At 71.0% G+C, this 25,967-nt stretch carries 23 protein-coding genes, 1 pseudogene and 1 other annotated feature; of the genes and pseudogenes, 11 read left to right on the forward strand and 13 right to left on the reverse strand.

The window, feature by feature from the left end; translation table 11 throughout:
- The first annotated feature begins 79 nt into the window (after positions 1–79).
- A complete protein-coding gene (locus KXC43_RS09135) occupies positions 80–541 on the forward strand; it encodes an Lrp/AsnC family transcriptional regulator (RefSeq protein ID WP_308129018.1) in 462 nt (153 codons plus the stop codon).
- The gene (locus tag KXC43_RS09140; protein ID WP_221375544.1) at positions 538–1,185 is read left to right on the forward strand and encodes a 4a-hydroxytetrahydrobiopterin dehydratase; all 648 of its coding nucleotides are present in this window, start codon (positions 538–540) and stop codon (positions 1,183–1,185) included. Before KXC43_RS09135 ends, KXC43_RS09140 begins: the two co-directional genes overlap by 4 nt.
- 47 nt (positions 1,186–1,232) lie before the next feature.
- On the opposite strand, the gene KXC43_RS09145 is transcribed toward KXC43_RS09140, so the two are convergent.
- From KXC43_RS09145 to deoC, 7 genes and pseudogenes are all read right to left on the reverse strand, one after another.
- Complete coding sequence (locus KXC43_RS09145) at positions 1,233–2,219, reverse strand: glycosyltransferase (RefSeq protein ID WP_221375545.1); 987 nt, start codon at positions 2,217–2,219, stop codon at positions 1,233–1,235.
- Positions 2,220–2,285: 66 nt separating this feature from the next.
- Positions 2,286–2,927 (reverse strand): annotated as a pseudogene (locus tag KXC43_RS50660) (IS3 family transposase); the annotation flags it as partial.
- Positions 2,569–2,697 (reverse strand) — a sequence feature (AL1L pseudoknot). It overlaps the preceding pseudogene by 129 nt.
- A gap of 273 nt (positions 2,928–3,200) precedes the next feature.
- The gene (locus tag KXC43_RS09165) at positions 3,201–5,429 is read right to left on the reverse strand and encodes a transposase (protein ID WP_308129019.1); all 2,229 of its coding nucleotides are present in this window, start codon (positions 5,427–5,429) and stop codon (positions 3,201–3,203) included.
- Between the two features lie 61 nt (positions 5,430–5,490).
- Positions 5,491–6,363 (reverse strand): SatS C-terminal domain-containing protein, encoded by an 873-nt coding sequence (locus tag KXC43_RS09170; RefSeq protein WP_221375549.1) that lies wholly within the window; start codon positions 6,361–6,363, stop codon positions 5,491–5,493.
- Positions 6,364–6,483: 120 nt separating this feature from the next.
- A complete protein-coding gene (locus KXC43_RS09175; RefSeq protein WP_221375550.1) occupies positions 6,484–7,308 on the reverse strand; it encodes an aldehyde dehydrogenase family protein in 825 nt (274 codons plus the stop codon).
- On the reverse strand, positions 7,301–8,719 hold the full coding sequence (locus KXC43_RS09180; protein ID WP_221375551.1) for an aldehyde dehydrogenase family protein: 1,419 nt from the start codon (positions 8,717–8,719) through the stop codon (positions 7,301–7,303). The genes KXC43_RS09175 and KXC43_RS09180 overlap by 8 nt, the downstream gene beginning before the upstream one ends.
- Positions 8,720–8,775: 56 nt before the next feature.
- The gene (gene deoC / locus KXC43_RS09185; protein WP_221375552.1) at positions 8,776–9,726 is read right to left on the reverse strand and encodes a deoxyribose-phosphate aldolase; all 951 of its coding nucleotides are present in this window, start codon (positions 9,724–9,726) and stop codon (positions 8,776–8,778) included.
- Between the two features lie 59 nt (positions 9,727–9,785).
- Here deoC and upp point away from each other — a divergent pair, with 59 nt between their 5' ends.
- On the forward strand, positions 9,786–10,418 hold the full coding sequence (gene upp, locus KXC43_RS09190) for a uracil phosphoribosyltransferase (protein ID WP_221375553.1): 633 nt from the start codon (positions 9,786–9,788) through the stop codon (positions 10,416–10,418).
- Positions 10,419–10,476: 58 nt separating this feature from the next.
- On the opposite strand, the gene KXC43_RS09195 is transcribed toward upp, so the two are convergent.
- Positions 10,477–10,965, reverse strand: a complete 489-nt coding sequence (locus KXC43_RS09195; RefSeq protein ID WP_221375554.1) for an NUDIX hydrolase — start codon at positions 10,963–10,965, stop codon at positions 10,477–10,479.
- A gap of 86 nt (positions 10,966–11,051) precedes the next feature.
- Here KXC43_RS09195 and KXC43_RS09200 point away from each other — a divergent pair, with 86 nt between their 5' ends.
- Positions 11,052–11,735, forward strand: coding sequence for a GOLPH3/VPS74 family protein (locus KXC43_RS09200; RefSeq protein WP_221375555.1), 684 nt, complete (start codon positions 11,052–11,054; stop codon positions 11,733–11,735).
- Here KXC43_RS09200 and KXC43_RS09205 read toward each other — a convergent pair whose 3' ends face one another.
- Positions 11,736–13,376, reverse strand: coding sequence for a phospho-sugar mutase (locus KXC43_RS09205; RefSeq protein ID WP_221375556.1), 1,641 nt, complete (start codon positions 13,374–13,376; stop codon positions 11,736–11,738).
- Between the two features lie 27 nt (positions 13,377–13,403).
- Positions 13,404–15,314, reverse strand: coding sequence for a serine/threonine-protein kinase (locus tag KXC43_RS09210; RefSeq protein WP_221375557.1), 1,911 nt, complete (start codon positions 15,312–15,314; stop codon positions 13,404–13,406).
- Between the two features lie 205 nt (positions 15,315–15,519).
- Between KXC43_RS09210 and KXC43_RS09215 the strand changes: the two genes are divergently transcribed.
- Positions 15,520–17,085, forward strand: coding sequence for an acyl-CoA mutase large subunit family protein (locus tag KXC43_RS09215; protein WP_221375558.1), 1,566 nt, complete (start codon positions 15,520–15,522; stop codon positions 17,083–17,085).
- Between the two features lie 210 nt (positions 17,086–17,295).
- Positions 17,296–18,552: an amidohydrolase gene (locus KXC43_RS09220; RefSeq protein ID WP_221375559.1), complete on the forward strand. Its 1,257-nt coding sequence runs from the start codon at positions 17,296–17,298 to the stop codon at positions 18,550–18,552.
- A 52-nt stretch (positions 18,553–18,604) separates the two neighbouring features.
- Here the strand turns inward: KXC43_RS09220 and KXC43_RS09225 are convergent, their stop codons facing one another.
- On the reverse strand, positions 18,605–19,606 hold the full coding sequence (locus tag KXC43_RS09225; protein ID WP_255643775.1) for a DUF4349 domain-containing protein: 1,002 nt from the start codon (positions 19,604–19,606) through the stop codon (positions 18,605–18,607).
- A 109-nt stretch (positions 19,607–19,715) separates the two neighbouring features.
- Between KXC43_RS09225 and KXC43_RS09230 the strand changes: the two genes are divergently transcribed.
- The 4 genes from KXC43_RS09230 (at position 19,716) to KXC43_RS09245 (ending at position 23,084) form a co-directional block, all read left to right on the forward strand.
- Positions 19,716–20,351, forward strand: coding sequence for an MBL fold metallo-hydrolase (locus KXC43_RS09230; protein WP_221375560.1), 636 nt, complete (start codon positions 19,716–19,718; stop codon positions 20,349–20,351).
- Between the two features lies 1 nt (position 20,352).
- Positions 20,353–21,282: a hypothetical protein gene (locus tag KXC43_RS09235; RefSeq protein ID WP_221375561.1), complete on the forward strand. Its 930-nt coding sequence runs from the start codon at positions 20,353–20,355 to the stop codon at positions 21,280–21,282.
- A gap of 67 nt (positions 21,283–21,349) precedes the next feature.
- On the forward strand, positions 21,350–22,087 hold the full coding sequence (locus KXC43_RS09240) for an SCO6745 family protein (protein ID WP_221375562.1): 738 nt from the start codon (positions 21,350–21,352) through the stop codon (positions 22,085–22,087).
- Between the two features lie 40 nt (positions 22,088–22,127).
- The gene (locus tag KXC43_RS09245; protein WP_221375563.1) at positions 22,128–23,084 is read left to right on the forward strand and encodes a GNAT family N-acetyltransferase; all 957 of its coding nucleotides are present in this window, start codon (positions 22,128–22,130) and stop codon (positions 23,082–23,084) included.
- Here the strand turns inward: KXC43_RS09245 and KXC43_RS09250 are convergent.
- Positions 23,081–23,542, reverse strand: a complete 462-nt coding sequence (locus tag KXC43_RS09250) for a gamma-glutamylcyclotransferase (protein WP_221375564.1) — start codon at positions 23,540–23,542, stop codon at positions 23,081–23,083. The two genes, KXC43_RS09245 and KXC43_RS09250, sit on opposite strands and share 4 nt — an antisense overlap.
- Before the next feature lie 90 nt (positions 23,543–23,632).
- Between KXC43_RS09250 and KXC43_RS09255 the strand changes: the two genes are divergently transcribed.
- Complete coding sequence (locus KXC43_RS09255; RefSeq protein ID WP_221375565.1) at positions 23,633–25,033, forward strand: NAD(P)H-quinone dehydrogenase; 1,401 nt, start codon at positions 23,633–23,635, stop codon at positions 25,031–25,033.
- Here the strand turns inward: KXC43_RS09255 and KXC43_RS09260 are convergent.
- Entirely contained in the window at positions 24,963–25,775 is an 813-nt protein-coding gene (locus KXC43_RS09260; protein ID WP_221375566.1) for a DedA family protein, read from the reverse strand. The genes KXC43_RS09255 and KXC43_RS09260 overlap by 71 nt on opposite strands.
- Positions 25,776–25,967: the final 192 nt, after the last annotated feature.

The following is a 25,967-nucleotide window of genomic DNA, read 5'->3' on the forward strand; positions in this document are numbered from 1 at the left end:
GCTTGCGACCGGAATGCTAGGCAGCTGTTAGGTTCGACGGCAACAAATCCGTACTTGTATCGGAATGAGGGCCGAATCGGTGGACCTGGACGAACTAGATACGGCGATCCTGCGGGAACTCCAGTTGGATGCACGGAAGACCAACCGTGAGGTGGCGGCGGCCGTCGGCGTCTCGCCCACCACGGCGCTCGACCGCACCCGGGCGCTGCGCCGGCGCGGCGTGATCCGCGGGGCGATCCTCGACGTCGATCTCAAGGCCGTGGGGCGGCCCGTGCAGGCGCTCATCGCCATCCGGATCCGGCCGCCGTCACGCCGGAACATCGAAGCGTTCCGCGAATGGGTGTCCACCCTGCCCGACACTCTGGGGCTCTACGTGACGACCGGCACCGACGACTTCATCGTGCACGTGGCCGTTCCCGACAACGACAGCCTCTACGAGTTCGTCATCGACCGGCTCACCCAGCGGCCCGAGGTGGCCGATGTGCGCACGTCGATCGTCTACGAGCACATCCGCAACAACCGGGTCAGGATGGGCTCATGACGAAGCTCTACGGCAAGCAGGTCGCGGCGGAGAAGCTGGACGGCTGGGTCTATCTGCCCGGCGCCCTGTACACCAGGATCGAGACCGGAGACTTCGCCACGGGCCTGGCGCTGGTCAACGCCATCGCTGAGGTGGCCGCGCAGATGGACCACCACCCCGACCTCACGCTGCGCTATCCGGCGGTCGACATCCGCCTGACCAGCCATGACCTCGGTGGCGTGACGGCACGCGACGTGCGCCTGGCCCGGGCGATCTCCTCGGTGGCGTCGGCCCTGTCCCGGCGACTGTCGGTGGCCGAGGTGTCCCGGTTCGAGTGGGCGCTCGACAGTCCCGACTTCCACGGCGTACGGCCGTTCTGGAAGGCGCTTCTCGCCATGGAGGAGGGCGAGAACGACCTCCTGGACCCGGCCGGCCTCAACCCCACGCTCTGGTTCCAGCAGTCCGGCCGTGAGGAGCCGCGTCAGCGCTGGCACCCCGACATCTGGCTCGACCCGTCCCAGGTGCAGCCGCGCATCGACGCCGCCGTGGCCGCGGGCGGCACACTGGTCAGCGACGCCGAGGCGCCGGCCTTCTGGGTGCTGGCCGACCCCGAAGGCAACCGCGTGTGCCTCTGCACCTGGCAGGACCGCAACAACGCTTCCTGACGTTTCGGCACCGGGCGCCGCGACCCGACCCGGCGCCGGAACTGGAGCTAAGCCGCGTGGGCCAGGGCGGCCAGCAGGCCGCGTAACTCGTGCAGGGCCCGCGGGTCGTGGCGTCGGCCCGCGGTGTCGACGACCTCGGTGACGCCGGCCAGCAGGCGGGTGGCGGTGGCGACGCCGCCGAGCTGGGCCAGTGCCTGCGCGGCGAGCCAGTCGCAGTAGGGGCCGGCCGCCCCGGCAGCTCGCATCTGCTCGACCAGGACGAGGCAGACGTCGTCCAGGCCCGCGGCCAGCACCAGGCGAGCCAGAAAGTCGGTGCCGTGCAGCCACTCCGGCGTACCTGGAAACAGTTCCCGCAGCATCTCCAGGGTGTCGACCGCCTCCTGCCGCTGCCCGGCGCCGATCAGGCTCCGGCCCAGGTCGAGCAGGGTTCGCGCGATCAGCGCACGATCGCCGTCAGCCTCCGCGAGCGTCCGCCGGGCCAGCTCGGCGTTGCGCAGAGCCTTGGCCGTACGTACCTCGGGCCGGGCACAGCCCCCGTGCGCCAGAAAGATGGCTTCCCGCGGCGCGACCGCCGTGCGAGGCACCCGCCCGTCCAGTCCGGTCAGCCGCTCGTGCACCCGCCCGGTCCAGCCGACCTCGTCCTTGCGAAACAGGTGGGCTGCGGTGTTCGTATAGGGCAGCTCGTCGTGCGCGTTGTCCACCTCGACCTCGACGACTTCGGCCGTGGCGCCCGTCAGCAGATCCCGCAACTTCCCCGGATCTCCGACATACCGCTGGTCGGCGTCCACACTGAGCACCCAGAGAGCGCTCCAACCCTCCAGAGCCGCGTTGCGGGCCGCGGCGAAGTTATCGGTCCACCGGCCCAGGGTGACAATCGCGCCGCACTCAGAGGCGATCTGAGGGGTTCCGTCAACTGACCCGGTGTCATGGACGCGCACCTCGTCGACCACCCCGGCCAGCGATTCGAGACACCCGGCCAGCTCAGCGGATTCGTCCCGCACGATCAGACAGGCGACGAGAAACGGTTTGCTCACAAGCACTTGTTCGGCACACAAGCCACAAATCTGAAGCCAAGCCAAGCCAAGCCCAGGGTCCGCGGTGAAGCGGCGCTGGACCAGATCGGCCGGCCGGGCCGCCCGCTGGTCGCGATCGTGGTCCGGCGGATTCTGCCGCGCACGACCGCACACAGCCCGGCCTGACGCATGAGTCGTTCGACGGTGCACCGGGCCACCTCGACGCCCTCACGGTTCAAACAAGCCAGATCTTGCGGGCGCCGTCGACGCCGTGGTGGGCCGCGTGGACCAGCCGGATCCGTTCGGTCAGCCAAGCATCGCGGCGGGTCCGGGCCGAGGGCAACCGGCGGCAGGCCGCCCGATACGTGCTGGACGCGATCGGCCATCCCGAGCTGGTCAGGACTTGGCAGATCGGCTCGACGCCGAACTTCTGCTTGTGCTCGTCGATGTATTTCACGAGCGTCGCTGTGGCCGGTCGAGCTCGGCCGCGAAGAAAGCGGACTTTAAAATCTCGTGCGCCCGGCGCAGTTCCGCGTTCTCCTGCCGCAGCCGTTTCAACTCGGCTGTCTCGTCGGTGGTGGTCCCGGCCCGCCGGCCGGTGTCGATCTGGTCCTGCCGGACCCATTTACGCAGCGTCTCAGCCGTCCCGATCCCCAGCTTGTGGGCGACGGCGACGATCGCGGCGTACTCCGACTCGTAGCTCGGTCGCACCTCGGCGACCATCCGCACTGCCCGCTCACGTACCGGGGGTACGGCGACGGGCGTGACATGACTCGATCCGCCGAGAGATCAGGCCGATATCAAACCCGGGGCGGTTCACCCGCAGCCATTATCGCGAAGTTGGTGACATCGCGGCGGGCCGGCCGGTTCTGCTTGTGGATAACCCGGGACTGTGGATAACCGAGGACTGAGCGACGATCCCGGGGCGCCCGGACCAGCAGGAAGCACTCGGCCCGGCCTCTCCATGGCGGAGCGACCGGGCCGAAAAGCGATGCGATGCGGTCAGCGCGAGCCGTAGCCGGCGTTGTTGTTGCGGAAATCGTCGGCGCCCTCGCGGTCGCGGGTGAAGTCCCAGCCGCCGGCGGCCTCGCGGCCCGGGCGGCCGCCCATGGCGAAGCCGCCGATCTCTTGCCCGCGCCGCCAGCCACGGAAGTAACCCGTGGTGTGGGCGGCGATGCTGGCCGCGTCGCGAACGATGCGCAGCGGGCGCTCGTCGCGCAGCGGGGAGCCGGGCACCAGGTTGGCCTGGGGCACGCGCTTGGGCAGGCCGGCTGCCGTCTCGGCCGCCACCGCGGGCGTCGACGCCTTTTCGGCGGCGCGCCAGCCGGTGTCGTTCGGGTTGGTCCAGTCGAGCTTGTCGGGCTGCTCGTTGTGGCCGGTGAACCAGGCCGAGCGGGCCGCCGCGAAGATCAGCAGGTCGGTGTCGTTGCTGTCGGCGGGAACCGGCGGCGTGGTGCTGCGGTCGAGCGCCGTCAGCTTGGTGGTGGTCTGGCCGGGGGACCGGCGGCCGTTGCGGCTGTCGACCAGGCGCAGGGGCGGCGGATCGGCCACCGGCGGCAGGTCGGTGACCGTCTTGTCGAGGCCGTTGGCCAGCTGGGTGTCGACCAGGCGCAGGGCCGGCGGCTCCTTGGGCATGTCCTGCCAGGGCGGGCGCACCCGGCCGTCGGCCGGCGGGGCGCTGGCCGACGCGGCGGGCAGGGTGGCCGCGTCGTCGCTGCCGCTGTTGAGCAGCGGCCAGTTGGCGCGTGAGCCGGGCTCGGCGGGCTCGGGGCCCGGGCGCTGCGAGGGCATGGGCAGCGAGTAGTCGGTGGCGTCGGCCGCGGGCGTCGCGGGGCGGGTGGTCGGGCGCGGCGGGATGACCGTGCGCTGACGCTCGGCGCGGACGCTGTTGATCGCGGCGTTGGTCAGGGTCGCCCGGAACGGCTGGCCGGTGTCGGCCGGTGAGGTGCCGTTGGGGGCACCCGAGGACGGGGCCGCCGCGGCCGGCGAGACCGAGGCCGCCGGGAACACGGTGCCGGTCGGGGGAGCCGGGGTGCGCGTGCCGGTCGGCGGGCGCGAGCCCGGAGTGATCGGCGTCATGCCCGGCGGGGGCGGCGGCACCGAGACGGGCCGGTTGCCCGGGGCGGGAGCGCGGTTGGGGAACAGGGCCGCGGGCGCGGCCGGCGGCGGTGTGACCGGCCGGGGCGCCAGCGGCGGCGGCATGACCGGGCTGGGCGCGACCGGCGGCGTGGTCAGCGGTTGCGGGCTGACCGGGCCGGTGCCGGTGGAGGCGGGCTCGGGCCGGTTGCGCCGGCCGAAGCCGGGCACGGACTGCAGCGGGGCAGCCTCGGCGCGGCGGTTGCGGCGGCCGGCCTCGGACGTGGTGGCGCGGGCCGCGAGCGTGCCGACCAGCGATGCGCAGGCGGCATCGCAGGCCCGCACCGAGGCGACCGACTGGCGCACCGTCTCGCCGGCGGCCGGGGCCAGCGACTTGTTGACCCCGCCGCGGCGGGGCGACTCGCTGATCGCGACCTGGAGCGCGGTGACGGCGGCGATGATCTCGTCTTCGGAGCCGGCGCCGGCCCGGGTGAGCTCGACAGCGACCTGCTCGGCGATCTGCTGCGGCTCGCCCTGTGCGGTGAGGCGACCCGGCTCGGGCAGCGCGTCGAGCACGGACAGCGCGAGCGGGTGCGACGGGTCGGGGTAGGCGCGAAGCGCGGCCGGGTAAAGCTCACGGAGCACCTCGCGCAGCGCGATGGCGGCCGCGTGCCGCCCGCTGAGCAGGGCGACGTGGGCGGTCAGGACCGGCTTGTAGCTGACCAGGTCGCGTGGGACCGGCAGGGTGCCGGCGACCAGCGCGCCCGCCTGGAGCGCGCGGGCCAGGCCGACAGCCCGGCGGGCCGCGGGCGGTGCCTGCATCTCCTCGACGGAGTCGTCGTCGGCGAAGCGCTCGGCGAAGTCGTCGACGGTGTCGTCGTCGGCCACGACCAGCGGCCGGCCGGCCGCGGTGAGCAGGGAGGTGACCAGGTGGTCGTCGCTGTCGGCGGCGACCGCGGCGTCGGTGAATCCACTCGTACGTTCCACGAGCAGGGCGCCGAGCTCGGCGTAACCGCCGGGATCGTCACCTATCTCGTGAACGCCGAGCAGTCGTCCTGCGTCGTCCACGACGGCGATGGTCAGCTGTGTGGCCGAGGCCCCACGCACCGCTTCATCTGCCGACGCCAGACCGCAGTACACGCGCACGAGCGCCACGGCGTCGTCCTCCTCCCCGAGGCAGCTGTATGGCCAAGAGATGATGGTCCCTGTTGAGGGGTCAGTCGCGCCAGTCCACAGCTGCAGAGATCTTGCCGATTACCGAGCGCCAGCCGAGACTTGCCTGTTGTGCCCCGATTTTCTTCAATCGACGCCGACCGAAGAAACCACCCATTCCGCCACTTTCCGCGGAACGAAGGGACTCGTCCAGGTCGTCGAGCGGCGAACCGGGCGACAGTGCCAGGATCACCGGCTTGAGCCGGAGTGCGTGACCCAGGTCACGCGCCACCTCGCCGGCGGCGATGAGGAGCGGCAAGTCCCACGTGTCGTGCCCGCCGCGCAGGTTCTCGACCACGAGGTCGAGCTCGTAGCGGTCTTCCGGCAGCGGGTCGACGTCGGTCGACTGTACCTGCTCGGCCAGGGTGCCCCAGGACTCGAGTTGTGCGAGGTCGTGCGGAGCACCCGAACGAATGAAGGAGACCAGCGACTCGGGTGACTTGAAGGCGATCAACCGGCCCTTGTGGCTGAGGAAGGCGGGTACCTCCTCGTCCTCCTCGGCGGCGGAGTCCTCCGGCTCGTCCTCGAAGTCGGCCGGATCGGGTTCGTCGGCTGCCTTGGCGTCCTTGTCGGCCTCGCCCTCGGTCAGCAGCGCCTGGAACTCGTCGTCGACGATGACTTCCTCGTCGTCGTCCTCGTCGCGGACGGCGGCGCGCTTGCGGGCCTCGAACGGGTCGTCCTCGTCGACTGCGATCTCGGTCGGGGTCAGCGAGGACGCCTTGCGGTAGGCCCGCAGGGTCAGGGCTACGCCGCCGGGCAACGCGATCTCGACCGGCTCGATGCCGACCTTGTCCCAGAGGTCACGCCCGGAGAGTCCGGCCTCGGACTTCGCGGCCACCGGCGCGGACGCCTCGGGCTCGTCGGACTGGCTGGTCACGGTGACCTCCGGGATCGATCTGACTGACGGGACGGGTGATACTGCCGACACACCCTAATGGGCGTGCCTGGGCGAGGGCTGACCGTCCCCCGCACTTCCCCATTGACCGGTGAGAAACGGTCAGAAACCCTTGGGATGCCAGACCGTCTTGATCTCCAACAGAGCGGTCATGGCGCCCGTGCCCGGGTCTTCCGTGTAGTCAACGCCCGAAACGGGGCGAAGGACCCGCTTCAAAGTGCCGGCCGCTGCCCGTTCGAGGTCGGTGGCCAGGCCGGCGTCCTCGATGCCGGACAGGTCGAGCGCGTTCACGTCGTCGTGCGAGGCGAGCCACGGAGCGATCTCGGCGCCCGAGCCGGTGAGGATGTTGACCACCCCGCCGGGGACGTCGGAGGTGGCCAGGACCTCGGCCAGGGTGATCGCTGCCTGCGGGTTGGACGCGACGACGACGACCGTGTTGCCGGTGACGACGGCCGGGGCGATCACGCTGACCAGCCCGAGCAGCGACGGCGGGGCCACCACGCCGACCACGCCGGTGGGCTCGGGGGCCGAGATGTTGAAGAACGGCCCGGCCACCGGGTTGGCGTTGCCGGCCACCTGGGCGATCTTGTCGGACCAGCCCGCGTACCAGACCCAGCGGTCGACCGTGGCGTCCACCTCGGCGCCGCTCACTCCCAGCGCCTTGAACTCGGCCCGCCGGGCCTCGATCATCTCGGCGATGCGGTAGAGGACCTGACCCCGGTTGTACGCCGTGGCGCCGGCCCACTTGGGCTGAGCGGCACGGGCGGCGACCACCGCGTCGCGGGCGTCCTTGCGGGAGGCGAGGGCCACGTTGTCGCCGTCCACCAGATAGGTCCGTCCTGACTCGCTGCGCGGGAACTTCCCGCCGACGTACAGCTTGTAGGTCTTCCGCACCGCCAGGCGGGACGGAGTCGAAGACTTAGGCAAGGTACGCCTCCAGGCCGTGGCGGCCGCCCTCGCGACCGTAACCGGACTCCTTGTAGCCGCCGAACGGCGACGTGGGATCGAACTTGTTGAACGTGTTGGCCCAGATGACGCCGGCCCGCAGCTTGTCGGCCACGGCCAGGATCTGGGAGCCCTTGTCGGACCAGATGCCGGCCGACAGGCCGTACGGGGTGTTGTTGGCCTTCTCGATCGCCTCAGCCGGCGTCCGGAAGGTCAGCACCGAGAGCACCGGGCCGAAGATCTCTTCCCGGGCGATCCGGTGGGCCTGGGTGACGCCGGTGAAGATCGTCGGAGCGAACCAGAAGCCGCGGTCGGGCAGCTCGCACGGCGGCGACCAGCGCTCAGCGCCCTCCGTACTACCGATTTCCGACAATTCAACAATCTTGTCGAGCTGGGCGCGGGAGTTGATCGCGCCGATGTCGGTGTTCTTGTCGAGCGGGTCGCCCAACCGCAGCGTGGCCATCCGGCGGCGCAGCGAGGCGAGCAGCTCCTCGGCGATCGATTCCTGCACCAGCAGCCGGGAGCCCGCGCAGCAGACGTGACCCTGGTTGAAGAAGATGCCGTTGACGATGCCCTCGACGGCTTGGTCGATCGGTGCGTCGTCGAAGACGATGTTGGCCGCCTTGCCGCCGAGCTCGAGTGACAGGCGCTTGCCGGTGCCGGCCACCGAGCGGGCGATCTGGCGGCCCACCTCGGTCGAGCCGGTGAACGCGACCTTGTTGACGTCGGGGTGCTCGACCAGGTAGCGGCCGGTGTCGCCGGCGCCGGTCACGATGTTGACCACGCCCGGCGGCAGGTCGGCCTGGCGGCACACGTCGGCGAAGAAGAGCGCGGAGAGCGGGGTCGTCTCGGCCGGCTTGAGCACCACGGTGTTGCCGGTGGCCAGGGCCGGGGCGATCTTCCAGGCCAGCATCAGCAACGGGAAGTTCCACGGGATGACCTGACCGGCCACGCCCAGCGGGCGCGGGTCGGGGCCGAAGCCGGCGTACTTCAGCTTGTCGGCCCAGCCGGCGTAGTAGAAGAAGTGGGCCGCGACCAGGGGCAGGTCGACGTCGCGGGACTCCTTGATCGGCTTGCCGTTGTCGAGCGACTCGAGGACGGCCAGCTCGCGGGAGCGCTCCTGAATGATTCGGGCGATGCGGAACAGGTATTTCGCGCGTTCCGAGCCCGGGCGAGCCGACCAGCTCTGGAAGGCCCGGCGGGCGGCGGCGACAGCTCGGTCGACGTCTTCCGGAGCGGCCAGGGCGACCTCGGTCAGCACCTCTTCGGTGGCCGGGTTGATCGTCTTGAACGTGTCCTTGGCCTCGCCGAACTCGCCGTCGATGAACAGCCCGTACGACGGGGCCAGCGAGACGATCGAGCGGGATTCGGGGGCGGGAGCGTATTCGAACATTTATCCCCAGTCCTCGGGCAGTGCGGCGGAGCCGCTTCGGATAGGCACTGCCTCACTCAGTCCAGGGTGAAGTAGTCCGGACCGGCGTAGTGGCCGGTCGTGAGCTTGGTGCGCTGCATCAGCAGGTCGTTGAGCAGCGAGGACGCGCCGAAGCGGAACCAGTCGGGGTGCAGCCAGTCGTCGCCCACGGTCTCGTTGATCATCACGAGATACTTGATGGCGTCCTTCGTCGTACGGATGCCGCCGGCCGGTTTGACGCCGACCTGCCGCCCGTAGCGGTCGCGGAAGTCGCGCACGGCCTCGAGCATCAGCAGCGTGACCGGGAGCGTCGCGGCCACCGGGACCTTGCCGGTCGAGGTCTTGATGAAATCGGCCCCGGCCAGCATGGCCAGCCAGGAAGCGCGCCGGACGTTGTCGTACGTGCCGAGCTCGCCCGTCTCGAGGATGACCTTGAGGTGGGCCGGGCCGGCAGCCTCTTTGACCGCGACGATCTCGTCGAACACCTTGGCGTAGTCGCCGGCCAGGAAGGCGCCGCGGCTGATCACCATGTCGATCTCGTCGGCGCCGCCGGCCACCGCGTCACGGGTGTCGGCCAGCTTGACGTCGAGCGGCGCCTGGCCGGACGGGAAGGCGGTGGCCACGCTGGCCAGGTGGACGCCGGAGCCGGCCAGCACGGCGGCCGCCGTCGGCACCATGGCCGGATAGACGCAGACCGCGGCGACCGGCGGGCAGGTGGGGTCGGCCGGGTCGGGCCGCAGGGCCTTGGCCGAGAGCGCGCGGACCTTGCCCGGGGTGTCGGCGCCCTCGAGGGTGGTGAGGTCGACCATCCGGATGGCCAGGTCGATCGCCTGCGCCTTGCTGCTCGTCTTCACCGATCGGGTGCCCAGCGCCGCCGCCCTGGCCTCGATGCCCACCTTGTCGACACCGGGCAGACCATGCAGGAAGGTCCGGAGATCGGCGGGTGAATCGGGCCGGCCGGACAGCCTTGACGTCGCTGTCGCAGTCATGAGAACGATTCTACGCGGGCCCCCGACAGTTGATCTTGATTGACCGGTAGGTTGATCGCGTGGACGTACTCGTCGTAGATCACCCGCTGGCTCAGACCCGGCTCACCGCGATGCGCAAGGCCGAGACCGACTCCGGCGTCTTCCGGGCGTCCCTGCACGAGCTGACCACGATGGTGGTCTACGAGGCGGCGCGCTCGTTCGCCACCGAGACCTACCCGATCAGCACCCCGGTCGCCCCCACCGAGGGCATCCGGCTGGCCAACCCGCCGCTGATCGTCCCGGTGCTGCGGGCCGGCCTCGGCATGGCCGACTCGGCGCTGGCCCTGCTGCCCGAGTCGTCGATGGGCTTCGTCGGCCTGGCCCGCGACGAGCACACGTACGAGCCCCGTGCCTACATGGAATCGCTGCCGGGCGACCTCTCCGGCCAGCCCGTGCTGGTGCTCGACCCGATGCTCGCCACCGGCGGGTCGCTGCTGCACTGCTGCCGGCTGCTGGTCGACCGCGGCTGCACCGACGTGATCGTCTGCTGCGTGCTCGCCGCGCCCGAGGGCATCCGCCGCCTCGAGGAGTCCGGCCTGCCGCTGCGCCTGGTCACCGCCTCGATCGACGAGGGCCTGAACGACAAGAGGTACATCGTGCCCGGCCTGGGCGACGCGGGAGACCGCCAGTTCGGCGGCATGCGCAGATTCTGAGTCTATGGCTCGCTTCGCTCGCGGCACGTCGACGGGCGAAGTGCGACTCTGGTTGCGGTCAAACCATGCTGTAGGACCAGCTCAGGGCGTGGCCGTCCTGGAATGGCATGACGCCGTGGAAGACGGTGGGGGAGTCGGCGAAGACCAGGGGCAGGAAGTGCCGGTCGGACTCCCACATGGGCACCTTGCCGGCCAGCACGTCGGTGACCGGCACCCAGTGCAGGCTGCCCTCGTCGTTGCCGCCCAGCGGCGTGCCCGTCCAGGCGGTGACGCGGAAGAGGAAGCCGAACCAGTTGGCGCCGCCGCGGCCGAAGCCGGGCCACGAGATCGTGCCGGCCAGCTCGACGGCCGTGCACTCGATGCCCGCCTCCTCGTGGATCTCGCGCCGCAGCCCGCTCACCACGTCCTCGTCCGGTTCCAGCTTGCCGCCCAGGCCGTTGTACTTGCCGTAGTGCAGGTCGTCGGGCCGGGTGTCGCGACGGACCATCAGGACCTCGCGGTGGTCGGGGGAGAGCACGTACCCGAGGGTCGCGATGATCGCTTGCATGCCGCGACTTTATGGGACCAGTTACAACCCGGATATAACCGACCTGGCGATCTGAATGCGTGACTGGGGACACTATCTTTTGATCCATGACCTCCATGCCTCTCGCTGAGGAACTGCTCCTCCTCGCCTATGACGACCAGACCGGCAAGGCGACCGGCTCCCGCATCGGGCTCGACCTCGGTATGGCCGCGGCCGTGCTGGTCGACCTCGCGCTGGCCGGGCGGATCGCGTACGTCGACGGTTACCTCAAGGTCATCGACCCCAGCCCGATCGGAGACACGATCGCCGACGCCGTGCTGGCCAAGGCGGCCGACGACGAACCGCACACCCCTGCCCAGTGGCTGCAGCGCCTGCGGCACCGCCTGCGCATCCGGGTCCTCGAGGACCTGGTGGCCCGGGGCGTGATCCAGGACGTGGACGAGACCCAGATGGGCGTCATTCACGTGCACCGCTACCCGACCACCGACCACGCCTTCGAGGCCGAGATCCGCGGTCGGCTCGCCGAGGCGCTGACCAGCGGCGCCCTCTGCGACGAACGCACCGCCGCGCTGGCCACCCTGCTGGTCGCGTGCCGCATGGAGCCCAACCTGCGGCTGCCGGCCGACCAGGTCGCGCGGGCGCACGAGCGGCTCGAGCAGATCGCCTCGGGCGCCGGCTTCATGGCCGGCGCCAACCTGGAGGACTCGATCGTCCGGCCCAGCGTGGCACTGGTCGTGGCGACGCTGGGCAAGGCGATCCAGGCCGCGCTGGGCACGCCCAAGCCGGCCTGATCAGACCCCGAGGGCGGCCGCGATCTCGCGCCGCAGCTCGGCCAGGCCGTCGCCCGCCCGCGCCCGGGCGGCGGTCAGGTCACCCCCGGCGACCGGCTCGACCACCTCGAGGTACGCCTTGAGCTTGGGCTCGGTGCCGGAGGGCCGGATCACGGCGCGCACCGCACCGGTGCGGAAGGTCAGCACGTTGTTGCCGGCGTCGTCGGCCACGCTTGCGGGCGAGCCGAGCAGCGTGGCCGGCGGCGCCTGCCGGGCCCGGGTCATCGCCGCCCCGATCTCGGCGAGGTCGTCGACCCGGACCGAGAGCTGGTCGGTGGCGTGCACGCCGAACTCGGCGGCCAGTTCGTCGAGCCGGTCGGCCAGCGTCCGCCCCTCGGCCTTCAGCCTTGCTGCGAGCTCCGCCACGGTGAGCGCGGCGGTGATGCCGTCCTTGTCGCGTACCAGGCCCGGCGCCACGCAGTAGCCGAGCGCCTCCTCGTAGCCGTAGGCCAGATCCTCGGCCGCCCGCACGATCCACTTGAACCCGGTCAGCGTCTCGGCGTAGGGCACTCCCCGGGCGGCGCACAGGCGGCCCAGCAGCTGCGACGAGACGATCGTGGTCGCGTACGTCCCCGGAACGCCCCGCCGGATCAGGTGATCACCCAGCAGCGCCCCCAGCTCGTCGCCGCGCAGCGCCCGCCACCCGCCGCCGGCCACCGGGATCGCCACCGCGCACCGGTCGGCGTCCGGGTCGTTGGCGATGGCCAGGTCGGCGCCCGTGGCGGCGGCCAGCGCGAGCAGCTGGTCCATGGCGCCCGGCTCCTCCGGGTTGGGGAAGGCGACGGTCGGGAAGTCGGGGTCGGGTTCGGCCTGCGCCGCCACCACGGCCGGGGCCGGGAACCCGGCGGCGGCGAACGCGGCCAGCAGCGTGGCGCCCCCGACACCGTGCATGGGCGTGTAGGCCACGGCGAGGTCGCGCGGGCCGCCCGCCTCGAGCACATCGGCGGCACTCCGGGCGTACGCGTCGATGGTCTTCTCGTCGATCAGCGTCCCCGTCGAGCCCAGCGGGATGTCGGCGATCGGGCCGATGGCCCGGATGGCGGCCTCGATGCCCGCGTCGGCCGGCGGCACGATCTGCGCCCCGTCGCCGGCCGGCCCGCCCAGCTCGCGGCCCAGGTAGACCTTGTAGCCGTTGTCCTGCGGCGGGTTGTGGCTCGCGGTCACCATCACCCCGGCCACGGCGTCGAGCGCGCGGACGGCGTACGCCAGCACGGGGGTCGGTTGCAGCCCGGGCATGACCAGAGCCTCCCGGCCCGAACCGGTGGCGACCCGGGCGGTCTGCTCGGCAAACTGTTTCGAGCCGTGCCGGGCGTCGTAGCCGATCACCAGCGGCCCCTGACCGCCCTGCGCGGCCAGCCAGCCGACGAGCCCGGCCGCCGCCCGGGTGACCACCGCGAGGTTCATGCCGTTGGGCCCCGCCCGCAGCCGTCCGCGCAGCCCGGCGGTGCCGAAGGTGAGCGGACCGGCGAAGCGGTCGCGCAGCTCGGCCTCGCTGCCGGGCAGCCCCGCGATCAGCCGGGTCAGCTCGTCGCGGGTGGCCGGGTCCGGATCGTCGGCCAGCCAGGCCTTCGCGCGGGTGCGGAGTTCGTCGTCAGGCGCCATCAGGGATTGATAGCACGCCGCGACCGCTCAGGAGGCCTGCAGGGCGTAGGTCTTGATCATCTGGTCGAAGATCGGCTTGCTGGCCGCGAACTGCGACTCGTTCGCGGTGAGGAAGAACGAGTACGCCTTGCCGCCCGCGATCACTGCGCCCCAGAGCCCGTGCCGGCCGCTGTCGCCGGTGCCGCACGTGTACTCGAGCACGGCCCCGTCGCGCCCGCCGATCTTGGTGTCGGTCACGCCCACCTGCGCGTACGGCTTGGGGCAGTTCGCCGACCGGGTCTTCAGTGTGTTCTCGGCGACGCCCAGGAACGACTGCGGGGTGGCCTTGGACGAGGCGGGCTCGACCAGGATGCGCACCTTGCGCTTGGCGTCGTCCGGGTCCACGTAGTCGACCCAGACCCCGCCCGACTTCTTGGTCCAGCCCTTGGGCACGGCCACGGTGATGCCGCGGTCGTTGTACTGCTGGGTCGGCAGCGCCGCCGGCTTGGCCGCGGCATTGCCGGGGGACCCGGCCTGGGGTGTGACGGGTTCGTCGCCGCCCGAGCCGACCAGCGAGAACACCACGATCAGCAGCACGACCACAGCCAGCGCGCCACCACCGGCGATCAGCTGCTGCTTCTGCGGCCAGCCCTTGAAGGTGGTGACCGCCTTGCCGGTGGTCTCCCGGACGGTGGTCACCGTCTTGTCGATCAGAGCGTTGCGCTTGGCCGCGGGGCTCGCCACGACCGTGCCCGGCATCGGGTCGTGGGCGGCCCGGTGGCCGTCCCACGCGCCGCGCGGCGGCAGCATGCTCGTGGTGTCGTTCGAGGCGGCCGCCGGCATCAGGCCGGTCGGGGTGGATTCCGCCGCCCGGCGCCGGGCGGTGCCCGGGGTGGACGCGTTGTCCTGCTGCACCCGGTTGAGGTGGTCGGTCAGGGAGTCGCCGGGCGCGAGCATGGCCCGGCCACCGATCTGCCCGTTCTTCGAAGGCGGGATCGGCTGGGTCTCGGCCGGGGCGGCCGGCGGGCGCTGCGCGGGGACGACCGAGTACGGGTCGGTCATCATGTGCGGCGGGCTCTTGCTGGCCAGCGGGCCGGCGAGTTGCTGCCGCAGCATGGTGCGCGCGGTCTGCACGTCCATCCGCCGGTCAGGGTCCTTCTCGAGCAGACCCATCAGCACCGGGGTGAGCGAGCCGGCCCGTACGGCGGGGGTCGGCGGGTCTTCCACCACGGCGTGCATGGTCTCGATGGGGTCGCCCTTGTCGAACGGGGGCCGGCCCTCGATCGCCGTGTAGAGCGTGACGCCCAGCGAGAACAGGTCGCTCGGCGGGCCGAACGAGCTGCCCATCGCGCGCTCGGGCGAGATGAAGTGGGGCGAGCCCAGCACCATGCCGGGCGTGGTCAGCTGCACGTCGGTCGGCATGCGGGCGACGCCGAAGTCGGTCAGCACGCAGCGACCGTCCTGGCAGATCAGCACGTTGGCCGGCTTCACGTCGCGGTGCAGCACACCGTGGGCGTGCGCGACCTCGAGCGCGCCCAGCAGCGCGATGCCGATCTTGGCGACCACGCGCGCCGGGACCGGCCCGTCCTCGATCACCATGTCGGCCAGGCTGCGCGCGTCGAGCAGCTCCATCACGATCCACGGCCGGCCGTTCTCGTGCACCACGTCGTAGACCTGCACTACGGCCGGGTGCTGCAGGGCGGCCGCGGCGCGGGCCTCGCGCATGGTCCGCTCGTACATCGCGTCGCGGTCGCTCGGCGCCAGGCCGGGCGGGAGGATGACTTCTTTGATGGCCACGTCGCGTCGCAGCAGCGTGTCGGCTGCGCGCCATACCGTGCCCATGCCACCGTGGCCCACCGCGGCACGCAGGGTGTAGCGCCCGCCGATGAGCGTGCCCGGGGCTGCGCGTCCGCTGGTGGGAGCGTTGTTGCCGCCGCTCCACGTCGGAATCTGAGTCACTGAGGATGCCACCGAGGGGTTTAGGGGGCCGTCGACCAACCCCGCTATCTTGCCGTGCCCCGGGCCCTATTTGAAAGTCACTGCCGCCGTGTTCCGCCGAACTCGACGGTAGGTGACGATGGAATCGCATTGTGTCGAAGGATTCGGACGCACAGTGCGAAAGTCCTCACGCTCCAGGGTTGAACGAAGCCTTAGGATTCCGGATGTGAACGCGGAGTCGGGTTTCGAGATCAAGCCGGTGTACCGACCCGGGGACGTGCCGCCGGACGCGCCGATCGGCGAGCCGGGTGAGTTCCCGTACACCCGCGGCGTCTACCCGACGATGTATACGAAACGCCCGTGGACGATGCGGCAGTACGCCGGTTTCGGCACGGCGGCCGAGTCCAACGCGCGCTATCACCAGCTGCTGGCGGCGGGCACGATGGGCCTGTCGGTGGCGTTCGACCTGCCCACCCAGATGGGTTACGACTCCGACGACCCGATCGCGCACGGCGAGGTCGGCAAGGTGGGCGTGGCCATCGACTCGCTCGACGACATGCGCCAGCTGTTCGACGGCATCCCGCTCGACCGCGTCTCCACCTCGATGACGATCAACGCGCCGGGCTCGGTGCTGCTGCTGCTCTATCAGCTGGTGGCCGAGGAGCAGGGCCTGCCCGGATCGGCCCTGCAGGGCACGATCCAGAACGACATCCTGAAGGAATACATCGCGCGGGGGACGTACATCTTCCCGCCGAAACCGTCGTTGCGGCTGGTCGCCGACACATTCGCCTATTGCCGGTCCGAGATCCCGAAATGGAACACCATTTCGATCTCCGGCTATCACATGGCCGAGGCCGGCGCCTCACCCGCGCAGGAAATCGCCTTCACCCTGGCCAACGGCATCGAGTACGTACGGGCCGCGCTCGCCGCCGGCCTCGCGGTCGACGATTTCGCGCCCCGGCTGTCGTTCTTCTTCGTGGCCCGCACGACCCTACTCGAAGAGATCGCCAAGTTCCGCGCGGCCCGGCGCATGTGGGCCCGGATCATGCGGGACGAGTTCGGCGCCCAGGATCCGAAGTCGCTGATGCTCCGCTTCCACACCCAGACCGCGGGGGTGCAGCTCACCGCCCAGCAGCCCGAGGTCAACCTGGTCCGGGTGGCCATCCAGGCGCTGGGCGCGGTGGCCGGTGGCACCCAGTCGCTGCACACCAACGCCTACGACGAGGCGTTGGCCCTGCCCACCGAGAAGTCGGCCCGCCTGGCCCTGCGCACCCAGCAGGTCCTGGCGTACGAGTCGGGCCTGACCGGCACGGTCGACCCGTTCGCCGGGTCGTACGCGATCGAGGCCCTGACCGACGAGGTGGAGCGGCAGGCGGCCGAGCTGATCGAGCGGGTCTTCTCGTACGGGTCGGCGGTCGACGCCATCGAGCAGGGTTTCCAGAAGCAGGAGATCGAGGCGTCGGCCTACCGGATCGCCAACGAGATCGACAGCGGCGAGCGGGTCGTGGTCGGGGTCAACCGGTTCGCGGCCGACGAGGAGGAGCGCTACGAGCCGCTCCGCGTCGACCCGGCGATCGAGGCGGCCCAGGTGGCCCGGCTGGCCGCCCTGCGGTCGGCACGCGACAACGCGGCGGTCGAGGCGGCCCTGGCGGATTTGGCGAAGGCCGCCGGTGGGACCGAGAACGTCCTACCGTTGATGAAAGAGGCGTTGCGCCTTCGTGCCACTGTGGGCGAGGTGTGCCACACCTTGCGCGGTGTGTGGGGCGTCCACCACCCTGTCGAGCGTTTCTGACCACCGCGTGGCACCGTTGAACCTGCGTCACCTCCGCCTTCGTAACCGGTTGTAGGGGGTGAGGGGGCCACCAGCTCCCGTACCCAGGTCTTTTGTCACCGAGCGCGATCCATTGCGCACGGGAATGGCGTTGCACAGCGTCACGTAAAACGGTCTAAGCTGTCGCGCGTCGCAAAAACCTGACAAAACTTCGAGAGTACGGAATCCGACGTGACTACTACTCTGACGGAGCCCGAAGGGGCCCATGCGGAGTGGCCCGGGCCGCTGCCCGGTGCCGAGCCCCTGCCCGGCCGGCTCGACCGCTGGCTCGCCACCCGTGGCGCGGAGCTCGTAGCGATTCGTCGGCACATCCACGCCCACCCCGAGCCGTCCTATCACGAGTTCGAGACGGCGGCCCTGGTCGCTCGCGAGCTCGCCGTGGCCGGGCTCTCGCCGCAGATGCTGCCCGAGGGCAACGGTCTGATCTGCGACATCGGCGAGGGTGACCGGGTCATCGCGTTCCGGGCCGACCTCGACGCGCTGCCGCTGCAGGACCTCAAGGACGTGCCCTACAAGTCCACGGTCCCCAACGTCGCGCACGCCTGCGGCCACGACGTGCACACCACCGTGATGCTCGGCCTCGGCCTGGCGTTGCAGCAGCTCGCCCAGAGCGGCCAGCTCCCGGGCCGGGTCCGGCTGATCTTCCAGTGCGCCGAGGAGACGGTTCCGTCCGGCGCGCCCAAGCTGATCGCCGCCGGTGCTCTCAAGGACGTGGCCGCGATCTTCGCGCTGCACTGCTACCCGCAGTTGCCGGCCGGGCTGATCGGGGTGCGCTCCGGCCCGTTCACCGCGGCCGCCGACACGGTCGACATCAAGCTGAGCGGTCCCGGCGGGCACACCGCCCGGCCGCACCTGACGGCCGACCTGGTGTACGCGCTGGGCAAGGTCATCGTGGACGTGCCCGCCCTGCTGGGCCGCCGCGTCGACCCGCGGGCCGGCCTGTCGATGGTGTGGGGCGCGGTGCACGCGGGCGAAGCGTTCAACGCGATCCCGGGCGAGGGCGTGGCGCGTGGCACCGTGCGCATCCTGAGCCGGGACGCCTGGCGGACGGCGCCCGAGCTGGTGACCCAGTTGATCAAGGACGTGGTCGCGCCGACCGGGGCGCAGGTCGAGGTGGGCTATCACCGCGGTGTCCCGCCGGTGATCAACGACCGGATGGCCGCCGCGGTGATCGCGGGTGCGGCCGGCGCCGCGCTGGGCGCCGAGCGGGTGGTCGAGGCCGAGATCAGCATGGGCGGCGAGGACTTCGCCTTCTACCTCGACCAGGTGCCGGGCGCGATGATCCGGCTGGGCACCGGGGCGCCGGGCTCGGACGCCAAGCACGACCTGCACCAGGGCGACTTCGACGTGGACGAGCGCTCCATCGGCTACGGCGTCCGCGTCATGGTCCACACCGCCCTGGCCGCCCTGGCCACCGCGGCTTTCTGACCGGCACCGAGAACGGCGACGGGATCCCGCACTCGCGGGATCCCGTCATTTCTTACGGCGTCTCCGACGGCGGCTGCTGGGCTGGTGGCGCCGAGACCGGTGTCTGCGCCGCGGGCGGGTGCGGCAGCTGGGCGCCGGGCACGACGTAGGCCGGGGTGCCCCCATGCGAGGCGCGGCGGGTGCGGTTGTAGCGCTTCACGGCGTAGATGACGCCCCAGATCGGCAGGCCGAACGCGATCAGCCACGGCAGCAGCGCGCCCAGCACGGTCAGCAGCACCCGCAGCGACGCCAGCAGCGCGTCCCAGCCGGCGCCCAGCCCACCCAGGAAGCCCGGCGGGTCGTCGTCGGCGATCGCCTCGGCCTGCGGGTCGAGCAGCGTCACGGTGATCGTCGAGAGCGCGGTCAGGTCGGCCAGGTTCCGCTTCTTGGCCTGCAGGGACGCCAGGTCGGCCTCGCGGGTGGCCACCTCGCGTTCGAGCATGACCAGGTCGTTCAGCGACTTGGCCTGGGCCAGCAGCTTGCGTCCGCTGTCGACCCGGGCCTGTTGCACGGTGATCCGGGCATCGAGGTCGATGGTCTGCTCGGTCACGTCCTCGGTGCTGATCTGGCGCTGCTCCTCGGTGCCCAGCTCGGCCAGCTGGGCGACGGCGGCGTCGAACTTCTCGGCCGGGATGCGCAGCTCCATCGTCGCCGTGTCGGCCCCGGAGCCGCTGCTGCGGTTGTCGCCGCTGACGAAGCCGCCGGCTGTCTTGGCGATGCCCCCGGCCTGGCCGGCCGCGGCGTCCACGTTCTCGACCCGTACGGTCACCGTGCCCCGATAGATGATCGAGCGCTGTTCGACCCGCAGGTCCGGCGCCTTGGCCGCGGTGTCGGCGCCCTTGCCGGCCTGGGTCTCCACCTCACCCTCGGCCGGTAGGGCCGCGCCCTCGTCCATGGCCGGAGCGCCGGCCGACGAATTCTGCGCCGTGTCGTCGGACCCGCAGCCGGCGAGCAGGACGCCGCTCAGAAGGAATGTTCCCAGCAGATATGTCATTCGCGTGCGAAATGCGCGCATGCTTTCTCCCCATCGGAGTTTCGGTGTGCCCCTGGGACGTGCGGCGGAGCCGTTCCGGTTCCGGCAGACTGCGAGATGAGCGGTTACGAATCGGCAGCGGAGGGATCCCGTGCGCATCACGAAGTTCACCCATTCCTGTCTGCGGGTCGAGGGCGCGGGCGTTCTCGTCGTCGACCCGGGCACGTTCAGTGAGCGGGCGGCGCTCGACGGCGCCGACGCGGTGCTCATCACCCACGAGCATTTCGACCACCTCGACCCCGACGCGCTGGGCGAGGCGAACGGGAAGCAGCCCGGTCTGCGGCTTTTCGCGCACGCCGACGTGCTGGAGCAGCACCCGCGCTTCGCCGACGTGGCCACCGCGGTCGAGCCGGGCGGCACGTTCGAGGCCGCCGGCTATCAGGTCCGGGTGTACGGCGGTCAGCACGCGGTCATTCACCCCGACATCCCGCGCATCGCGAACGTGGGCTACCTGATCGGCGACGGGTCCACGAATCTCTACCACCCCGGTGACTCGTTCACCGTGCCGGAGGACACGACGGTGGACACGCTTTTCGCGCCGTTGAATGCTCCTTGGATGAAGCTTTCCGAGTCCATCGATTTCATCCGCGCCGTCAAGCCGGGGCGGGCCTACGCGCTGCACGACTACCTGCTCACCGAGACCGGGGCCAAGGTGTCGGACGGACATCTCGAACGACTCGGTGGCACGAAGTACGCGCACGTCGCGCCGGGCACTAGCATCGCCTGACGTGCCCAGCGCCACCGACGAACTGATCCAGCGGCTGTACGAGTCCCCGCCGGAGGGCTTCGTCGCGGCCCGCACGGCCGCGATCGAGCAGGCCCGCCAGGCCGGCGACAAGGCGACCGCCAAACGCCTGGCCGCCCTCAAGAAGCCGACCGTGGCCGCCTGGGTGGTCAACCTGCTCGCCCTGCGCCGGCCCGACCTGATCGAGGAACTGGTCGAGCTCTCCACCGCGCTGCGCGACGCCCAGCGTGGTCTGGACGGCTCGGCTCTGCGCGAGCTCACGGCCCAGCGCCGTCAGGTGGTCTCGGCCCTGGTCGCGGCGGCCGGCAAGCTGGCCCGGGGCGAGGACAGGTCGGTCAAGGTGCCGCTCGGGGAGGTCGAGGCGACGCTGACGGCCGCGCTGGCCGAGCCCGAGATCGCCGCCCAGGTGCGCACCGGCCGGCTGATCCGCGCCGCCACCTACGCGGGCTTCGGCGAGGTGCCGCGGCCCCGGCTGCGCCTGGTCACCGATGAGGCCGATGTCGACAGTGACGACGCCGAGGACCACGACGAGGAGGAGGACGAGGGCGGCGAGGTCGTCGAGTTCCCGCAGCAGTCGGCCCGCGAGCGGGCAGCCGAGGAAAGACGTAAGCGGGAGCTGGAGCAGCGCCGCCGGGAACTGCGCCGCGAGTTGAGCAACGCGCAGTCGGCCGAGAAGCGGGCCGACACCCAGCTCGAGAAGGCCGAGGCGGCGGAACGTGATGCTGGTCACGTTGTAGAGGATCTCGACGCCGAACTGGCCGAATTGGAGCGCCGTCGTACTGAGGCGCAGGCCGACGTGGCTCGCCGCAAGCAGGCCCGTCGCCTCGCCGAACGGGAAGCGGCCGCGGCTCGCCGCCAGGTCGGCGACGTTCAGGCGGCCTTGGAAGACCTCGAATCGGACTTGTCGAATTGATCCGGATCGTCCGGCGGAACGGAAAGAATATTTTCCAGAACGTGCCCGGGGGAGCAGAATCGGGCGGGTGACACCCGAACAGGCTGCCGCCACTGCCAAGACGGGACTCGCGACGATAGTGGGCGCCTTCGCGGAGTCGCCTCAGACGCTTCGCCGGGCCCGCCTCTTGGGCCTGTCCGGCTGGGCCTATCACGTGTCCGCGCGCGCCGGTGCGCTCGGCGATGTCCGTCCCGAAACTGTTGCCGCGTCGATCGGCATGATCGCGCCCGAGGCGGTCATCGACGGCTGGGAGGCGACCGCGAAGACCTCCGCGCCCATGGAGGTGGCCACCTGGCACCTGCACGAGCTGTGCACCTGGGGCGCCGAGCAGCTCGGCGGGTTCCCCCGGCTGGCCCGCCTGCACGAGCTGACCCGCCGGGTGGTCACCGCGGTCGACTACGCGGGGCTTCCGCTGTTCGCCGCCTGGCGGGCCATGCCGGTGCCCGACCAGGCGCCGGGCGCGCAGGCCGCGGTGCTGCTGCACCTGCTGCATGAGCACCGCCTCGGCGTGCAGCTGGTGGCCGTACGGGCCGGGGGCCTCACGCCGCTCCAGGCGATCATCGCCGGCCCCGAGGGCGAGACCGGCGCGGTCGCTTTCGGCTGGCAGCCGCCCTATCCGCCGGCGGGCCCGATCGTCCGGCGCCTGATCTGGGCCGAGTCGGTGGCCGACGCGATGGCCGGTCAGGCCTACGCGGCCCTCGACCTGGGTGAGCGCATCGAACTCATCGGCCTGCTGGAATCGCTGCGGCACCGCCTCGCGCAATAACGGCTCGCCCGGCGGGCACGGGTCGTGATCCGATGCCGGGGTGACTGAGCTTCCCGACGGCTGGATCGTGCGCCGGCCCACCCTCGACGACTCGCCCGCGATCCTGAAGCTGGTGCACGCCAGCGACATCGCCGCTGTCGGCTATCCCGACTACACCGCCGAAGAGGTGCGTGAGGCGCTCACCGAGCCCAACACCGACCTGGCGCGCGACGTCTGGGTCGCCTGCGACGCGGGCGGGCGGATCGTCGGCTGGGCCTATCCGGGCAACGCGACCGGCGAGAACCGCGACTTCATCGAGGTGTACGTGTGGCCGGGGGACGGGGTGCCGGCGATGCGCCCGCTGCTCGAGCTCATGCTGGCCCGGGTCGCCGAGCGCAAGATCGAATTCGGCCACGGGACGTACGAGGTGCGGGCCGGCGCCGTGCCGACCGAGACCGCGTACATCGATCTGCTGACCGAGCACGGGTTCGCCTTCCTCAAGCTGAACGCCCGCATGCAGATGTCGCTGGCCGGCGTGTCAGCGGTGGCGCCCGAGCCGCCGGCGGGCGTCACGATCCGGACGGTCAGGCCCGGCGACGAGGTCGACCTGCGCGCGTTTCACCACGTCATCGAGCAGGCGTTCCTCGACTCCGATCACCGCAGCACCTCTTACGAGAACTGGCGCAAACAGGTCGCCGACGATCCGGCGCCGGTCTTCGACGAGTGGTTCGTGGCCGAGGTGGACGGCGTGGTCGCGGGCGTGCTCGAGTCGTCGTACGACAGCGACGAGGACTCCGGTGAGGGCTGGGTCAAGCGGCTCGCGGTGCTGGGGTCGTACCGGAAGAAGGGTCTGGGCGAGGCTCTGCTGCGCCGCGCCTTTGCCGCCTACGCCGCGAAGGGACGCGACAAGGCGGGGCTGGGCGTCGACATGGCGAACCCGACGAGGGCCGCCCGGCTCTACCTCGCCGTCGGCATGAAGCCGCTGTACGAGGCCAACATCTATCAGAAGTGGATTTAGACCTCGGGTGACGAGGGGCCGGTGGGGCGGCGGCGCAGCTCCTCGACGTAGTCGTCGGGGGCGCCCGCCTTCTCGGCCGCGGTGGCGATCTCGCTCAGGTACCACGCCGTGGGCAGGCCGCCCTCGTAGCCGGCGAAGACGTAGACCCAGGCGCTGAACTCGCCCTCGAGCGTCGATACACGCACGGTGACCTTTTGGTATGCGCCCGCAGTCACCCCCTCGACCTCGTCGAGTTGTGACGCATCCCACGGGTGGACGTCGTAGAGCGACACGAAGACGCGGTCGCCGGGCGACTCGACGATCGTCGTGACGGCGCCCTCGCTGCCGATTTCCCCCTCACCGGCAAAGGTCAGGCGCCAGCCTTCTATCCACCCCACGCCCACCATGGGCGAGTGCGGACAGTAGGCCCGCATGCGGGCCGGGTCGAGGTTTGAGCCATACGCGGCGTAATGACGCACGGCGATGACGATAGCCGGACAGGGCGGTCGTGGAGAATACAAGGAGTGCGTGTCGGCACAACTGCCATGCGGGAAGAGGGTTGGAACGCTGTGAGCCGGATCGTGATCATCGGTGGGGGACCGGGCGGGTACGAGGCGGCCCTGGTCGCCGCGCAACTCGACGCGGACGTCACCCTCGTCGAAGCGGAGGGCCCGGGCGGCGCCTGCGTGCTGACCGACTGTGTGCCCTCCAAGACCTTCATCGCGAGCTCCGAGGTCATGACGGGGTACCGGCACAACGAGCGCTTCGGCATCCGTTCGGCCGGGCTCGAGGGCGTGTCGGTCGACGCGGTGGCGGTCAACGCGCGGGTCAAGAAGCTCGCCCTGGCCCAGTCGGCTGACATCCACGCCAAGCTGATCAAGGCCGGGGTCGACGTGGTGCACGGCCGGGCCCGGCTGGGGGAGGACACTCTCGGCCACACCCACCAGGTGCTCGTCACGCCTCACGACGGGGATACGTACGCGGTGGAGGCCACCACTGTGCTGCTGGCGACGGGCGCCACGCCCCGGGTGCTGGCGACCGCCCAGCCCGACGGTGAGCGCATCCTCGACTGGCGTCAGCTCTACGACCTCACCGAGCTGCCGTCCCACCTCATCGTGATCGGCTCGGGTGTGACCGGCGCCGAGTTCGCCAGCGCCTACCTGGCCATGGGCGTGCAGGTCACCCTGGTCTCGAGCCGCGAGCGGGTGATGCCGCACGAGGACGCCGACGCCGCGATGGCGATCGAGCGGGTCTTCCGCGAGCGCGGCATGTCCATTCTCAGCCAGTCCCGCGGCAAGTCCGTGGTCAACACCGGCTCCGGGGTGCAGGTCACGCTGGGCGACGGCCAGGTCGTCGAGGGCTCGCACGCGCTCATCGCGGTCGGCGCGGTGCCCAACACGGCGGCGCTCGGGCTCGAGGAGTACGGCGTGCAGGTCGGCAACGGCGGCTATGTGACCGTCGACCGGGTGTCGCGCACCAACGTGCCCGGCATCTACGCCGCCGGCGACTGCACCGGGGTGCTGCCGCTGGCCAGCGTGGCCGCCATGCAGGGCCGCATCGCCATCTGGCACGCGATGGGCGAGGCGGTGGCGCCGCTGCGGTTGCGTACGGTCTCGGCCAACGTCTTCACCGACCCCGAGCTGGCCACCGTGGGCGTCTCACAGAACGACGTGGACGCGGGCCGGGTGCCGGCGCGCCAGGTGATGCTGCCGCTGACCGGCAACGCGCGGGCCAAGATGGCCGACCTGCACGACGGTTTCGTGAAGCTCTTCTGCCGCCCCGCGACCGGTCAGATCGTGGGCGGGGTGGTGGTCGCGCCCAAGGCGAGCGAGCTGATCCTGCCGATCACGATGGCGATCGAGAACAACCTGACCGTGGACCAGCTGGCCCACACGATCACTATCTACCCGTCGTTGTCGGGGTCGATCGCGGAAGCGGCGCGTCAGCTGATGCAGCACGAGCTGCAGTAGCGTCCGGCTCGGCGGCCTGGTGGAAATCGGCGGCCCCGGCCCCGGCGGCGAGAGCCCGCTCGAGGTCGAGGGCCGCCGCCTGCTCGGCCGCGACGGCGAGCTGACGAGCCTCGTCCTTGCGGCCCCCGAAGAGGGCCAGGATCCAGCCGGCGGTGCCGAAGACGACGGCGGCGGTGGCGGCGATGGCGAACAGCCGCCAGGCCGACTGGGTGATCGCCGTGCCGCCGATGTGGCCGACCAGGCCGCCGTACGAACCCCAGGCGATCGCGGCGGCGCCGTCGTACAGGACGAAGAGCTTGACCGGGTAGCCGCGCCGGCCGGCGTGGAAGCCGGCCGCCATGCGCCCGCCCGGCACGAACCGGCAGAGCAGCAGGACGAGCGGGCCCGGCCGGCGGAGGCCGCGGGTGAAGCGGGCGGCCGCCAGCTTCGTACGGGAAGGGTCTTTGGCTTCGTCGTCGTGCCGGGGGGCGTAGCGGGCGCGTAAGGCGGCCAGCCGGCCCGTGCCCCGGTCAGCGCTGCTGCGGCCGAGAACGAACGCGATGGCGTCGCCGGTGAACATGCCCAGCGCCCCGACCAGGATGACCAGAGCAAGATCCAGATTGCCGTAGACAGTCAGCGCGCCGGATGTGATCATGATCGCCTGGATCGGCACCACCGGGATCAGCGCGTCGATGGCGAGGAAGCCGAAAAGAGCAAGGTACGCCCATGCCGGTGTTGCCATCATGGTCAACAGTTCGGTCATCGGTCTCGCCACCTCGCGGCTTTGTATCGGGGCCCACGACATTGTCCGTGGAGTCACCTGAGAATGTGCTGTGTTCAGCATGCTCCCTGATCAGACCCGGTCGTCGGTGATGCCTGACACGGTAAGGCCTCGATGCCTGCGGTGCCTGTCATTTTCGGGACGCTGCCGTCTCGTAAGGGCGTTCGGTCCCCA

Source organism: Paractinoplanes polyasparticus, from assembly GCF_019710575.1.
GTDB lineage: Bacteria > Actinomycetota > Actinomycetes > Mycobacteriales > Micromonosporaceae > Actinoplanes > Actinoplanes polyasparticus.